Source organism: Brevundimonas sp., from assembly GCF_041688735.1.
Taxonomy (GTDB): Bacteria; Pseudomonadota; Alphaproteobacteria; order Caulobacterales; family Caulobacteraceae; genus Brevundimonas.
The window spans coordinates 24,616-38,206 of the sequence record NZ_JBDNHO010000007.1 but is presented as its reverse complement, the minus strand read 5'-3'; the positions used below and the strand labels follow the sequence as shown (position 1 = coordinate 38,206).

General features: G+C 67.9%; 11 protein-coding genes. 6 read left to right on the top strand and 5 right to left on the bottom strand.

The genetic code is table 11. The features are described from left to right. Positions 1-328: 328 nt before the first annotated feature. Positions 329-1,414, bottom strand: coding sequence for a glycosyltransferase family 4 protein (locus ACESMO_RS01360; RefSeq protein WP_372706380.1), 1,086 nt, complete (start codon positions 1,412-1,414; stop codon positions 329-331). A gap of 211 nt (positions 1,415-1,625) precedes the next feature. Here ACESMO_RS01360 and putA point away from each other — a divergent pair, with 211 nt between their 5' ends. The 3 genes from putA to ACESMO_RS01345 all read left to right on the top strand — a co-directional run bounded on the left by putA (position 1,626) and on the right by ACESMO_RS01345 (position 5,777). Further along, positions 1,626-4,766: a bifunctional proline dehydrogenase/L-glutamate gamma-semialdehyde dehydrogenase PutA gene (putA, locus tag ACESMO_RS01355; RefSeq protein WP_372706379.1), complete on the top strand. Its 3,141-nt coding sequence runs from the start codon at positions 1,626-1,628 to the stop codon at positions 4,764-4,766. A 98-nt stretch (positions 4,767-4,864) separates the two neighbouring features. Continuing rightward, positions 4,865-5,416 (top strand): RNA polymerase sigma factor, encoded by a 552-nt coding sequence (locus ACESMO_RS01350; protein WP_372706378.1) that lies wholly within the window; start codon positions 4,865-4,867, stop codon positions 5,414-5,416. Continuing rightward, positions 5,409-5,777, top strand: a complete 369-nt coding sequence (locus tag ACESMO_RS01345) for a DUF6768 family protein (protein WP_372706377.1) — start codon at positions 5,409-5,411, stop codon at positions 5,775-5,777. Before ACESMO_RS01350 ends, ACESMO_RS01345 begins: the two co-directional genes overlap by 8 nt. A 74-nt stretch (positions 5,778-5,851) precedes the next feature. Here ACESMO_RS01345 and ACESMO_RS01340 read toward each other — a convergent pair whose 3' ends face one another. After that, positions 5,852-6,769 carry a hydroxymethylglutaryl-CoA lyase gene (locus ACESMO_RS01340; protein ID WP_372706376.1) on the bottom strand — a complete coding sequence of 306 codons (918 nt, stop codon included), beginning with the start codon at positions 6,767-6,769 and terminating at the stop codon, positions 5,852-5,854. Continuing rightward, positions 6,766-8,445: an ArnT family glycosyltransferase gene (locus ACESMO_RS01335; protein WP_372706375.1), complete on the bottom strand. Its 1,680-nt coding sequence runs from the start codon at positions 8,443-8,445 to the stop codon at positions 6,766-6,768. Before ACESMO_RS01335 ends, ACESMO_RS01340 begins: the two co-directional genes overlap by 4 nt. Before the next feature lie 100 nt (positions 8,446-8,545). On the opposite strand from ACESMO_RS01335, the gene ACESMO_RS01330 reads away from it, so the two are divergent. Together ACESMO_RS01330 and ACESMO_RS01325 are read left to right on the top strand one after the other, a co-directional pair. Then, positions 8,546-9,274, top strand: coding sequence for a glycosyltransferase family 2 protein (locus ACESMO_RS01330; RefSeq protein ID WP_372706374.1), 729 nt, complete (start codon positions 8,546-8,548; stop codon positions 9,272-9,274). 105 nt (positions 9,275-9,379) lie between these two features. Further along, the gene (locus tag ACESMO_RS01325) at positions 9,380-9,808 is read left to right on the top strand and encodes a hypothetical protein (RefSeq protein WP_372706373.1); all 429 of its coding nucleotides are present in this window, start codon (positions 9,380-9,382) and stop codon (positions 9,806-9,808) included. A 2-nt stretch (positions 9,809-9,810) separates the two neighbouring features. Here ACESMO_RS01325 and ACESMO_RS01320 read toward each other — a convergent pair whose 3' ends face one another. Further along, positions 9,811-10,560 (bottom strand): phosphatase PAP2 family protein, encoded by a 750-nt coding sequence (locus ACESMO_RS01320; protein ID WP_372706372.1) that lies wholly within the window; start codon positions 10,558-10,560, stop codon positions 9,811-9,813. A 213-nt stretch (positions 10,561-10,773) separates the two neighbouring features. On the opposite strand from ACESMO_RS01320, the gene ACESMO_RS01315 reads away from it, so the two are divergent. Then, entirely contained in the window at positions 10,774-12,711 is a 1,938-nt protein-coding gene (locus ACESMO_RS01315; protein WP_372706385.1) for a ribonucleoside-diphosphate reductase subunit alpha, read from the top strand. A gap of 101 nt (positions 12,712-12,812) precedes the next feature. On the opposite strand, the gene ACESMO_RS01310 is transcribed toward ACESMO_RS01315, so the two are convergent. Further along, complete coding sequence (locus tag ACESMO_RS01310; protein WP_372706384.1) at positions 12,813-13,580, bottom strand: MFS transporter; 768 nt, start codon at positions 13,578-13,580, stop codon at positions 12,813-12,815. Positions 13,581-13,591: the final 11 nt, after the last annotated feature.

Sequence of the window (13,591 nt, the reverse complement as noted above, 5' to 3'; positions counted from 1 at the left end):
GAGACTCCGGGGGTCCTTGTGGTCGGTGATGGATGCCGACCGCCTGCTCGCCGCGCGCTGAAGGAGGGACCGCCGACTCTGTCATGTCCCTCCCGCGTCGACGACAGCAATGTCGGCGGCGGTGATCCGGTAAGGCCCGAACTCAGGGCCGCCAGCCGGAGGGCGCGTGGAAAACGGCTACGCGGGGCGGTCTGTCTCGTCGAAACGGTATTTCTACTCTCACACCGGGCGAGGCCCGGCCGCCCCGCTCCCTTCCCGACCGTCCTGTTTGCGCAGGCGGGGCCTCAACGCGTCTGCCGTCTCCCTCAAAGGGAGACGGACGCTGATCTCAAGCCGCCGTCTTCTTCCGCAGCCGCGCGATCCGCCTCAGCCTGCGCCAGAACCGCCCGCGTTCCGGCTCGGGATAGGGCTGCAGGTTCTCGACGAACTGCTCCGCCGACGCGCGCCAGCTGAATTTCTCGGCATAGGCCCGCACCAACGCCCGGTCGCATTCCAGCGCCTCCAGACAGGCCACGCGCAGGTCGTCGTCGATGGCCCCGGCGTTCGAACCCGGGATGATGTCGATGGGTCCGTGGGCCGGATAGGCGGCGACCGGCGTGCCGGTGCCCATGGCCTCCAGGATCACCAGGCCGAAGGTGTCGGTCCAGCTGGGGAAGACGAAGACGTCGGCGTCGCGGAAGCACCGCGCCAGCTCCTCGCCGAACCGCGCGCCGAGGAATTTGGCGTCAGGGTATCTGGCCTCGAGCTCCGCGCGAGCGGGTCCGTCACCGACGATGATCTTGGTCCCCGGCAGGTCGGTCTTGAGGAAGGCTTCGATGTTCTTCTCGACCGCCACCCGGCCGACGTTGAGGAAGAAGGGCCGGGGCCAGTCCTTGCCGCCCAGCTCGTCATAGATGCGCGGCAGGTCGGGGTGAAACTGTTCGGTGTCCACGCCACGCGACCAGGGCGAGACGTTGCGGAAGCCATGCGCCATCAGCTCGTCGCGCAGCGTCGGCGTCGCCACCATCAGCCGGCCCGACGGCTTGTGGAACCACTTCATATAAGCGTAGCCGACCTGGACCGGGATCGGGAACCTGGCCGAGACGTATTCAGGGAATTTGGTGTGATAGCTGGTCGTGAACGGCAGTTTCCACTCCACGCAGATGCGGCGCGTGGCGATGCCGATGGGACCTTCGGTGGCGATGTGGACGGCGTCCGGCTCGAAGGCGCGCAGCCGTTCGCGGATTTCTTCTTCCGCGCCCAGCGCCAGCCGGATTTCCGGATAGGTCGGGCAGGGAATAGTCTTGAACTGGCCGGGCTCGATGACGTCGACGTCGTGGCCCATGCCGCGGCACTCGGCGATGGTCCGCGTCAGGGTGCGGACGACGCCGTTGACCTGGGGCTCCCAGGCGTCGGTGGCCAGAACGATGCGCATATGGGCCGGGTGGCTCCGCCGTTGATCGGGCCGCACGAATAGCCCTTCCCCCGTGATGGGGGAAGGGTTGGGATGGGGCTGAAGGTGTTGGGGGCCATCTCTGGTGTTGCGCGACCGCGCCTGACCCGCGCCGACGCGGCCAATCGGACGCACCGTCACCCCGAACCCCGGCCCTTTCCCCATCAATGGGGAAGGGAGTAGACAGCGCGCCATGCACACGGATGTTTTGTCGCCGCCGCCGCTTTCCCAGGACTGGGATTCGCTGGATCAAGGCAAGTTCGCCGACGAAACCGCCACGGTGCGCGGCCTTCTGGCGCGTATCCCGTTAGACGCGACCGAACGCGCCGGCGTCCTGGCCGACGCCACCCGCCTGGTTGAGCGTGCCCGGGCCAGCGTCAAGAAGCAGGGCGTGGTCGAGAGCTTCCTGCAGGAATTCTCGCTCGGCACCCGTGAGGGGCTGGCCCTGATGTGCCTGGCCGAGGCCCTGCTGCGCACGCCGGACGAAGAGACCCGCGACCGGCTGATCGCCGAGAAGATTGGCTCCGCCGACTGGTCGTCGCACCTCGGCCAGTCAGACAGCCTGTTCGTCAACGCCTCGACCTGGGGGCTGATGCTGACCGGCAAGCTGGTCGATGTCGATGAGGAGGCGCGCACTGACCTGCCTGGCTTCCTCAAGCGGATCGTGGGCCGTCTGGGCGAGCCCGTCATCCGCGAGGCCGTCGCCGCCGCCGTCCGCATCATGGGCGAGCAGTTCGTGGTCGGACGCACCATCGAGGGCGCGCTGAAACGGTCGGCGCGCGAGGGCTGGCTGTGCAGTTTTGACATGCTGGGCGAGGGTGCCCGCACCGCCGCCGACGCCGAACGCTATGAGACGATCTACGCCGACGCCATCACCGCCGTGGGCAAGACCGCCAAAGGTCAGGGTCCCGAGGCCGGCCACGGGATCTCGGTCAAGCTGTCGGCCCTGTCGCCGCGTTACGAAGCCACGCACGAGGCTCGCGTCTGGGATGAACTCTATCCCCGCATCCTGCGACTGGCGAAGATCGCGGCCGCCGCCGACATCAACTTCACCATGGACGCTGAGGAAGCCGACCGGCTGGCCTTGTCGCTGAAGCTGCTGGACCGGCTGGCGCATGAGCCCGATCTGGGCGGCTGGACCGGCCTCGGCCTCGCCGTTCAGGCCTATCAGAAGCGCGGCCCCGAGGTGATCCGCCGCGTGGCCAAGCTGGCGAAGGCTTCGGGCCGCCGCCTGATGGTGCGGCTGGTCAAGGGTGCCTATTGGGACACCGAGGTGAAGCGCGCCCAGGTGTTTGGCCGCACCGACTATCCGGTCTTCACAACCAAGGCCGCGACCGACCTCAACTACCTCGTCTGCGCCCGACTGATGATCGAGGCCTCGCCGCATATCTACAGCCAGTTCGCGACCCACAACGCCCATTCACTGGCCGCCGTCCACAAGATGGCCGCCCAAGCCAACGGGGAGCGCGGGGTGAAGATCGAGTTCCAGCGCCTGCACGGCATGGGCGAGGCGCTGTACGATGCGGCCGGGGATGCCTTCGGACCAGTGACCGTGCGGGCCTATGCCCCCGTCGGCGGGCATGAGGACCTGCTGCCCTATCTGGTCCGCCGCCTGCTGGAAAACGGCGCCAACTCCTCCTTCGTCCACGCTCTGCTGGACGAGCGGGTGCCCGCTTCCGCCGTCGCCGCCGACCCGATCTCCGCCGTCGAGCTTGCGCCCGACCGCCACGCCAAGATCCCGACCCCCAAGGACATGTATATGGACCGCCAGAACTCGCTGGGCCGCGACTATTCGCAAAAAGCCGACCGCGAACGTCACGCCGCAGCGCTCACAAAGGTCGACAGCGAAAAGCTGAGCTCGGGCCCGATCATCGGCGGCAAGCTGAAGGCCGGGACCAAGCCTCAGGCGGTGACCAATCCCTTCGATACGACCCACGTGCTGGGCCACGTCTCGGAAACGACCGAGGCCGACATCGCCGTCGCCGTCGACGCCGCCGCCCGCGCCCAGATCGCCTGGGACCGCAAGGGCGGCGCGGGTCGCGCGCCGGTGCTGCGCGCCATGGCCGACGCGCTGGAAGCCGACATGGACCGGCTGGTCGCCCTGCTGTCGCGCGAAGCCGGCAAGACGCTGAACGATGGCGTGGCCGAAATCCGCGAAGCCGCAGATTTTTGCCGCTACTACGCCATGCTGGCCGAGCGCGACTTCGGCGGCCCGACTGAACTCAAGGGTCCAGTCGGCGAGATCAACCAGTTGGTCCTGCACGGGCGCGGCGTCTTCGCCTGCATCAGCCCGTGGAATTTCCCGCTGGCCATCTTCACCGGCCAGATCGCCGCGGCCCTGGCCGCCGGCAATGCCGTCCTGGCCAAGCCGGCCGAACAGACCCCGCTGATCGCGGCCGAGGCGGTGCGGCTTTATCACAAGGCCGGGCTGGACCCGAACCTGCTGGCCCTCATCCCCGGACCTGGCGAGACGGTCGGCGCGACTTTGGTAAGCCATCCCGGAATCGACGGCGTCGCCTTCACCGGCGGCACCGACACGGCGTCGTCGATCAACAGGGCACTGGCCGCCCGCCCGGGCGCCATCATCCCCTTCATCGCCGAGACCGGCGGGTTGAACGGCATGTTCGTGGACACCACGGCGCTGAAGGAACAGGTCATCGACGACGTCATCCTGTCGGCCTTTGGCTCGTCGGGCCAGCGCTGCTCGGCCCTGCGCCTGCTCTATGTGCCGCATGACGCCGCCGACGCCCTGATCGAGGGGCTGAAGGGCGCGTTGGCGGCCCAGGTCGTCGGCGATCCGTCCGACCCCGCCACCGACATCGGCCCGGTCATCGACGCCGACGCCAAAGGGGCGCTCGACGCCCACCTGGAGCGCCTCGAAGGCGATGCCAGGATCATTGCCCGCGCGGTTTTGCCGGATGGTGCCGACAAGGGGCATCTGTTCGCCCCGACTATCGCCGAGATCCCGACCCCAGACTATCTGGAGCGCGAGGTTTTCGGCCCGATCCTGCACGTCTACCGTTACCACCCCAAGGACCTGAAGCAGACGGCGGAGAAGCTGGCGGCGCGCGGCTATGGCCTGACTCTCGGCGTGCACAGCCGCATCGAGGCCTTCGCCGAGCAAGTCATGCAACTTGTCCCGGCCGGGAACGTCTACATCAACCGCTCGATCATCGGCGCGGTCGTGGGTGTCCAGCCGTTCGGCGGCGAGGGCCTGTCCGGCACCGGCCCCAAGGCCGGCGGCCCCTGGAGCCTGATCCGCTATGCGTCCGAAAAGGCCATCAGCAACAACATCTCCGCCCAGGGCGGCGACCCTGCGTTGCTCAACCTCTGAGCCCTCCCGTCGGTCGGGTTGCCGAATTCCGCAATCCGAATTGAACCGTTGCGCCGCGGCGTCGCACCTATAATCCGATGACGGAGACGGGCGACAGCATGAGGGTGACGACCGGCCGCGTTCTGGACGAATACCTCGTCGTCGCCGCGGCGGCGGGGGATCGGCGCGCGTTCGAGGATCTGGCGCGCCGCTGGCACCGCAAACTGGAGGCCCACGCCTGGCGGCTGACCGGCGACCGAGAGGCCGCGCGCGACGCCGCCCAGGCCGGCTGGGTGGAGATCGCCCGAGGCATCGGGGGCCTTCGCGACGAACGCGCCTTTCCCGCCTGGGCCTATCGCATCGTCTCGCGCCGTTGCGCCCGCCTGATCGCGGATCGGCAGCAGGACCGGGCGCTGTCCCGCGACCTCGCGGCCCAGCCCGAACCGGTGCCGGAGACGTCCGACGGGACCGCTGACGTCCGACGCCTGCACGCCGCCATCCGCGAACTGCCGAGCGCCCAGCGCGCCGCCATCGCCCTGTTTCACTTCGAGGACCTCACCATCGCCGAGGTGGCGGTCGCCCTCGATGCCCCGGCGGGCACGATCAAGACCCGCCTCATGCATGCACGCCGCACCCTGCGCGCCGTGCTCGAAGGAGAAGACGATGCGTGACATCGACCAGACCCTGAACGACGCCCTCGCCGCCGAGGAGCGCGACCTGCTGCGCCGGATCGACGAGGATCCCGGCCATGTCCAGCAGGTGCTTTCGCTTTTCGGCGGCCGAAGCGGCTGGGTCAGCGCCGTGCTGATGGTGCTTCAGGCCGTGCTGTTCGTGGCCGGTGTCTGGGCCGGGTGGAAATTTTTCGGCGCGGCTGACGCCTTGTCAGCCCTGCACTGGGGCCTGCCCGCCGCCGTGCTGTTGATCATGTCGCTGATGATCAAGCTGGCCCTGTGGCCGGTGATGCACGCCAACCGGCTTTTGCTCTCGCTGAAGCGGCTCGAACTGCTGGTGGTCCAGTCGGGGCGGCGCTGATCCTGCGCCACCCTCGTCGTCGGTGCAGGCGGGCGGGACCGGTCCGGCACCCGCGACTTGCTGAACAGCGGCGCTCAGGTTTTCGGCCATCCCCCCGCCCGGCTGAGCGCGCTCGGTGCCGGACGGCCGATCTTCTCGCCGATCCAGCGGGCGGTGGCGATCAGGGCGTCGAGGTCGTAGCCGGTCGAGAAGCCGGCGCGCTCAAGCATATAGACCAGGTCCTCGGTGGCGATATTGCCGGTGGCCCCGGGCGCGAAGGGACAACCGCCGATGCCGCCGACGGAGGCGTCCAGAACGTCGACGCCGGCCTCAATCCCGGCATAGGCATTGGCTAGGCCGGTGTTGCGGGTGTCGTGGAAATGCAGACGAAGACTCGCCTCGGGCGCCCCCCGACGGGCGGCCTCGACCTTGCGGGTCACGGCCCAGGGATCGCCGGTGCCGATGGTGTCGGCCAGGGCGATCTCCTCGACGCCGAGCGCGGCGATGCGGGCGACGAGTTCAGACACCTGATCGACCGACACCTCGCCGTCGAAGGGGCATCCCCAGACGCAGGACAGGGTCGCCGACAGCGACGGCGTCGCGCCGGGAGCGCCTTCCGCGTTCCTGCGGCCCGCGACGATGTCGGCCAGCATCTGGACCTGCTGGTCCACCGACAGGCCCTGGTTCTTCAGGCCGAAGCCGTCGGTGGCGGACATGGCGACATTGACCTCGTCCACCGCCGTGCCCAGCGCCCGGTCATAGCCCTTGCCGTTCAGGACCAGGCCGATGCGGCTGCGCCCCGCCTGATGTGGCAAGGCGGCCATGACCTCCTCCGCCCCGGCCATCTGTGGCACGTATTTCGGATGGACGAAGCTGACGGCCTCGATACGGCGCGCGCCCGACGCCTCCAGCCGCCGCACCAGTTCGACGCGGACGGCGGGGTCGAGAATGGCCTTCTCGTTCTGCAGGCCGTCGCGGGGACCGACCTCGACGATGGTGATGGGCCGGCTCATCGCGTCGGTGCCAGCGCGACCGCCGTAGATCCGGGCGGCGCATAGATTGTCAGGCTGACGTCGTCGCCCTGCGAATAATTGTGCCCGTTGACCACGCCGACCGACCGGCCGGTGACGCCCAGCTCCGCGCTGGCGGTCTGGAAGGCATCGGCGTCGCGTTCCTCGACGATGGCGGGACGACCCTCGGCCAGCGCCCGGGCCGCGCCTTCGGGATCGGTCAGTTCGGTGTCCTTGCCGGTCAGGAAGACGAAGCTGGGTTCGTGGAAGCCGGTGATGGCGACCGGGCCGGGGCGGCCTTGACGCGGATGCAGGTCGGCCTTTTCCAGTACCTGTTGAAGTTGGGGCGAGACTGCCAGCGGACGCAGCTGGCGCAGGGTCCCGGCCAGGGCGCCGTGGGCTACAACCCCCAGAGCGATCGAGGCGATCAGCGCCGTCACCCCTGCCCGATGCATCAGCAGGAAGGCCCCGATCAGGCCCGCGAGGATGGAAAAGACGATGGTGATCGTAGCCCAGGTCTGGGCCGTCGAGCGGCCGTATTCGGTCAAGCCGTAGACGACGATGGCGGCCATGACGAACCCTGCCAGAATCGCCAGGGCCGCCCCGCCATAGCGCGAGACCCGTCCCAGCGGGCGGGTCAGGGCCGCCGCCCCCAGCAGGGCCAGCGCCCCGAAGGTAGGCAGGGTGTAGTGGATCAGCTTGGTCGGCGTCAGCTCGAAGATCAGCCAGGCCGGGACCAGCCAGCAGACCAGGAAGCGGATCGCCGGTTCGGCCCGCCGATGCCAGCCCGTCGAGACGGCGGCGGGCAGGATGAGCGTGGCCGGGAAGAACAGCATGAAGACCAGGGCCAGATAGGTCCCCGGCGGCGCGCCGTGGCCTTCATGACCGCCCGCGATCTTGGGCGCCAGGTCGCCGGCGATGGCCTCGCGCCAGAAGCCTCCGTCGGTGGCGATGGTGATGGCGATGGCCCACGGCCCGACCATCAGAGCCACCAGCGGCAGGCCCCAGCCCCAACCCAGCCGGCGCAACCAGCTGACGTCGCGATCCCAAGCCGACAGCAGCAGCATGGCGGGAACGACGACGATCAGGCCGATCGGCCCCTTGATCAGGATCGACAGGCCCAATCCCAGCCAGAACATCAGCTTGTGTGGCCTGAGTGGAAGCTCGCCCGCCCGCGCCGCGAGATAGATCCGCGCCAGTCCGGCCATGGCCAGGGTCACCGCCCCGCAAAGCATGGCGTCCGTCTTGGCGATGCCCGCCTCGCTGGACAGCATGAAGGTCGCGCCCAGCATGGCCCCCGCGAGGAAGCCCGCCCTCTGGCCGAACATGGCCGCGCCGACCCAGGCGCAGGCCGCGGCCGCCAGCATGGCCCCCAGGATAGAGGGGATGCGGTAGGGTTGGATGTCCCGGTCCTCGACGTCCGAGGTCGCCGCGACCGCGACCGCCTGCATCCAGTAGATGCCGATCGGCTTCTTCCAGCGCGGATCGTCCTGGAAGCGGATGTCGACATAGTCGCCGCTCTCCAGCATCTGTGACGTGGCCTGGGCATAGCGGCTCTCGTCGCGGTCCAGCGGCGGCAGCAGCGCCAGCACCGGCAGGCCTGCGAGCAGGGCGACGAGGGCGGCGAGGACGGGTCCCCGCCAGCCGGCGATGCAACGGTCGAAGTCGAAACGGGTCATGTTCACATACCTAACACGGCGTTTCCGCCCGCGTCAGGCTCTGCCCGGATCGACGCCGCGGCCCCTCCCGCGCGGCGGCGAAACCGGCTAGACAGCCGGGATGATCGCTGCCGTTCCCGACATTTCCGTCGTCGTTCCCGTCCATGACGAGGAGGGTGCCGCCGGTCCGCTGGCCCGCGAGATCGCCGCCGCCTTTGCCGGACGGTCTTTCGAAATGGTCTTCGTCGATGATGCCTCGCGCGACGGCACCTTGGCCGAGTTGCGCGGATTGATGACGGAACTGCCGCAACTGCGGGTGCTCAACCACGGCTCGAACGCGGGCCAGAGCCGCGCGGTCCGCACCGGCGTGCTCGCCGCCCGCGCGCCCATCGTGGTGACCCTGGACGGCGACGGCCAGAACCCGCCGGCGGACGCGCCGCGACTGGTCGATCTACTGGCCGCCTCGCCCTCGACCGTCGCCCTGGTCGGGGGACGGCGCGCCAAGCGTCAGGATTCGGCGGCCAAGCGCCAAGCCTCGCTATGGGCCAATCGCATCCGCAAGACGCTGCTGGAAGACGACGCCGACGACACGGGCTGCGGGCTCAAGGCCTTCCGCCGCGAGGCATTCATGCGCCTGCCCTATTTCGATCATGTCCACCGCTACCTGCCGGCGCTGATGATCCGCGAGGGCTATCAGAATCTCTATCTCGATGTGGACCACCGCCATCGCGAGACCGGGCGATCGAAATACACCAACTGGGGGCGGCTGATGGCCTCGGTGTCGGACCTGCTGGGCGTGATGTGGCTGAAGTCCCGCTCGCGCCGGCCCGGCGCGATCTCTGAGCTCTGACTCGCTCGCCCGGGGGGCGAGCCACCGTAGCCGTAAAGGTCGAACCGGGTTATGCAGGACGCATCAAGCGCCGCTGTTCGTGCGCGCTCGCCAGGGGACCAACCCATGCTGATCGCCCTGCCGCTGCTGCTGATTCCGGTGGTGATCTATACCTTTGTCGTGTTGGTCGGCTTGCTCGGCGGTGCCGAAACAGCTGCCGGAGCGGCGGCGCTGCGCGACTCGCTGTTTTCGCTGCCGATGGCGTCCGGCGCGAGATGGGACGTGGGGGTCGGCGACCTGATCCTGTTCCTGTCGCTGATCCTGCTGTTCTTCGAACTGCTGAAATCCACGTCCAGCCAGAAGGTGGCGATCGTCAACCACGCCCTGTCGATGAGCCTGCTGGTGGTCTGTCTGGTGGCGTTCCTGCTGATTAAAGAGTTCGCCACCTCGACCTTCTTCCTGATCATGACCATGGTCATGCTGGATGTGCTGGCGGGCTTTATCGTCACCATCATCTCTGCGCGCAAGGACCTGGATTTCGGTTCGACCGCCTGAGATCAGGCCTCGTCGACGGGCAGGACTGGCGTCTGGCCGGCCCGCGACGCCTGAAGGCGCTGCAGGCTGTAGGCGACCAGCCACAGCGCCATGGCCCAGGCCGCGCCGACGCTCCAGCCCGCCAGAACGTCCGTGGCCCAGTGCGCGCCCAGATAGACGCGGGTCGCGCCGACGACCAGGGTCAGCAGGACCCCGACGCCGAGAATGAAGGCCTTGAAATGCCGCTCCGGGAAGGCCCGGGTAAGCATGACGGCGATGCTGAGGTAGAAGACGGCCGACAGCAGGGCGTGGCCCGAGGGGAAGCTGGCGTTGATCGTGTCCACGGCCTGATAGGCCTGGGCAGGGCGGTCGCGATCGAAGACGGCCTTAAGCCCCTCGCTCAGTGCCACGCCGCCGCTCAGCCCGACCAGCAGGAGCAGGGCGGACAACCGCTTGCGTTGCATGATCAGAAAGACGACCACGACTGTGGCGAACAGGCCCAGCACCGCAATGCCGCCCAGAGAGGTCAGGTCGGCGGCTGCCTCTTCCAGCCACCAGGGTCCAAGGGCATCGGAGGGATCGACGTTCGGTCGCATGGCGGCCAGAACGGCGTGGTCCAGAGCCTGACCGTCGGTTTCCTTCATGTCGTCCGCCAATTCGGCGAAAGCGACCACTCCGAAGGCGACCACGAACAGGGCGGTCACCGCCGCGATCTCGGCGCGGGCGACGCGCAGCGCCCGGCGGGCGAAGGCGAGGGTCTGGGATGTCGTCATCGGCTGCTAACGGTCACGCTCGTCCGGACGTTCCGCTCACGCGTTCGTGATCGTCAGGAATGGACGCTGTTATCCCGTCGTCGCGGCCTGTCCACAGGCTCATCCCCTGCCTTGATCCTGATTCGGACAGAAAGTGATCGTCAACCCCGTTGACGGGTCGTTAGCCATCTGCGCCCCATATGTGGGCGTGGGGAGCGTCGCGCCCACAAGATGATGTGGTTGGCGACGCGGCAAGATAACACCGATTGGTTCAGGGCAGTGACGATTATGGCCGGCGGCGAAGCATTGAAGACAGTGGAATTCCAGACGGTTGCGGCTGGGGACGCCGCTGATCGTCCCCATCTGAAGGTCGTGCCCTCGATCGAGCTCGACCGGACCCGCGACGACCTGTTGACTGACTTCGGCAAGAAGACGCTGGAGGACCGTTACCTGCTGCCCGGCGAGAGCTATCAGGACATGTTCGCCCGCGTCGCCACGGCCTACGCCGACGATTCCGACCATGCCCAGCGCGTCTATGACTATATGTCGAAGCTTTGGTTCATGCCGGCGACGCCGGTGCTGTCGAACGGCGGCGCCGACCGCGGCCTGCCCATCTCCTGCTTCCTGAACGCCGTCGGCGACAGCCTGGACGGCATCCAGTCGGTCTGGAACGAGAACGTCTCCCTGGCCTCAAACGGCGGCGGCATCGGCACCTACTGGGGCGGAGTCCGGTCGATCGGCGAGAAGGTCAAGGGCGCGGGGCAAACCAGCGGCATCATCCCCTTCATCCGCGTGATGGACTCGCTGACGCTGGCGATCAGCCAGGGTTCGCTGCGGCGCGGCTCCGCCGCCGTCTATCTGGACGTCCACCATCCCGAGATCGAGGAGTTCCTCGAAATCCGCAAGCCGTCGGGCGACTTTAACCGCAAGTCTCTGAACCTGCACCACGGCATCAACATCTCGGATGCCTTCATGGAGGCGGTGCGTGAGGGCACGACCTTCGACCTGCTGTCCCCCAAGGATCAGGAAGTCATCAAGACTGTTGACGCCCGTACTCTGTGGCAGAAGATCCTCGAGATCCGCCTGCAGACCGGCGAGCCCTATCTGATCTTCTCCGACACCGTGAACCGCCAGATGCCACAGCATCAGCGCGACCTGGGCCTGTCAGTGAAACAGTCGAACCTGTGCAGCGAGATCACCCTGCACACCGGCCGTGACCACCTGGGCGTCGATCGCACCGCGGTCTGCTGCCTGAGCTCGGTCAACGCCGAGACCTTCCTGGAATGGCGCGAGGAGCCCCAGTTCATCGAGGACGTGATGCGTTTCCTCGACAACGTCCTGGAAGACTTCATCCGCCGGGCGCCTCCCGCCATGGCCGCGGCGGTCTACTCGGCCAAGCGCGAGCGGTCTGTGGGCCTCGGCCTGATGGGTTTTCACTCCTTCCTGCAGGCGCAGGGCGTGGCCTTTGAATCGGCCATGGCCAAGTCGTGGAACATGCGGCTGTTCAAGCACCTGCGCCGCGAGGCCGACAAGGCCAGCCGCCTGCTGGCCGAAGAGAAGGGTGCCTGCCTCGACGCCGAGGAGCGCGGCGTGATGGAACGCTTCAGCCACAAGCTGGCCATCGCCCCGACCGCCTCGATCTCGATCATCTGCGGCGGCACCTCGGCGGGCATCGAGCCCATCCCGGCCAACATCTATACCCACAAGACCCTGTCGGGCTCGTTCGCGGTCAAGAACCCCTATCTTGAGCGGTTGCTGGGCGAAAAGGGCATCGACACGACCGAGATCTGGTCGTCGATCCTCGAGCACGAGGGCTCGGTCCAGCACCTGGAACAACTCAGCGACGACGAGAAGGGCATCTACAAGACGGCTTTCGAACTGGACCAGCGCTGGGTCGTCGAACTGTCAGCCGACCGCGCCCCGGAAATCTGCCAAGCCCAGTCGATCAACCTGTTCATTCCGGGCGACGTCAACAAATGGGACCTGCACATGCTGCACTGGTCCGCTTGGGAGCGCGGCGTGAAGTCGCTGTACTATCTCCGCTCCAAGTCGGTTCAGCGCGCTGCCTTCGCCGGCGCCGAGGACAAGGTCGAGGCCGAAATCGATCCCAACCAGCCCGACCTTTTCAGCGCCGCCCGCACCGACTACGACGAGTGCCTGGCCTGTCAGTGACTTAGGGCGCTATCGCTCGGCGCGCAGCGCCGCGCGGCTTGAGCGTGGGCGTGGACATCAGAATGGCGGCTCGCTCGTCGGCCGCCATTTTCGCACCCGGTTCAGCTCAACTGGTCGGCCTTGCGCAGGTCCGGAAACAGCCTGGCCCAGACTCCCGTCGCCGCCAGGCCGCCGAGGCCGCCGAGGCCGCCGAGGCCGCCGAACGCCGCCGTGCCGATCGGGCCGAGACAGCGCAAGACGAGGCCCGAATAGGCCTTGCCGAGTTCGTTGGAGGCGCCGATGAACAGCATCGACACTGGACTGACCCGTCCACGCATGTGATCCGGCGTCGACAGTTGAATCAGGGTCTGACGGATGTTGACGCTGATCCAGACGACCTTGGACAGACCGAAGGCCAGGGTGCAGCAGCCGAACACCGCCACCGAGGCGAACATCCGTTTGCCGCCGTGTCGCATGATGGGAAAGCGCGCCAGATACAACGCCATGGCGAAGGCCCCCGCCCCGAAGGACGCGCGCAGCAGGCCGACGCTTACCCCGCCCAGCGCCGGCCCCGCGATCGCGCCGGTCTGGAAGGCGATGGACTGGGCCGCGATGGCGCGCGGCAGGGCGGCGCGGCCGACAACCATCGGCAGAAAGGCCTGGCTTGCGGGTGCCAGAAAGGCCCGGCAGGCCCCGAACAGGCAGGCCACGGCCAGCAGTCCCCAAAGCGGCGGCGAGCCGTGCAGTGCCATGGCGAGGAAAGCGATGGCGCACAGCCCCTCCACCGCGATGGACAGCGCCACGGTCAGCTTGCGGTCGCGACGGTCCGCCATCTCACCCGCCGGCAGGGTCAAGGCCAGAAGGGGGATGAACTGGGCCAGGCCAACCAGACCCAGATACA

Coding starts and splice junctions, on each gene's coding strand:
- ACESMO_RS01360 (WP_372706380.1), bottom strand. CDS start 1,414: ATGCGCATCGTTCTGGCCACCGACGCCTGGGAGCCCCAGGTCAACGGC.
- putA (WP_372706379.1), top strand. CDS start 1,626: ATGCACACGGATGTTTTGTCGCCGCCGCCGCTTTCCCAGGACTGGGAT.
- ACESMO_RS01350 (WP_372706378.1), top strand. CDS start 4,865: ATGAGGGTGACGACCGGCCGCGTTCTGGACGAATACCTCGTCGTCGCC.
- ACESMO_RS01345 (WP_372706377.1), top strand. CDS start 5,409: ATGCGTGACATCGACCAGACCCTGAACGACGCCCTCGCCGCCGAGGAG.
- ACESMO_RS01340 (WP_372706376.1), bottom strand. CDS start 6,769: ATGAGCCGGCCCATCACCATCGTCGAGGTCGGTCCCCGCGACGGCCTG.
- ACESMO_RS01335 (WP_372706375.1), bottom strand. CDS start 8,445: ATGACCCGTTTCGACTTCGACCGTTGCATCGCCGGCTGGCGGGGACCC.
- ACESMO_RS01330 (WP_372706374.1), top strand. CDS start 8,546: ATGATCGCTGCCGTTCCCGACATTTCCGTCGTCGTTCCCGTCCATGAC.
- ACESMO_RS01325 (WP_372706373.1), top strand. CDS start 9,380: ATGCTGATCGCCCTGCCGCTGCTGCTGATTCCGGTGGTGATCTATACC.
- ACESMO_RS01320 (WP_372706372.1), bottom strand. CDS start 10,560: ATGACGACATCCCAGACCCTCGCCTTCGCCCGCCGGGCGCTGCGCGTC.
- ACESMO_RS01315 (WP_372706385.1), top strand. CDS start 10,774: ATGTGGTTGGCGACGCGGCAAGATAACACCGATTGGTTCAGGGCAGTG.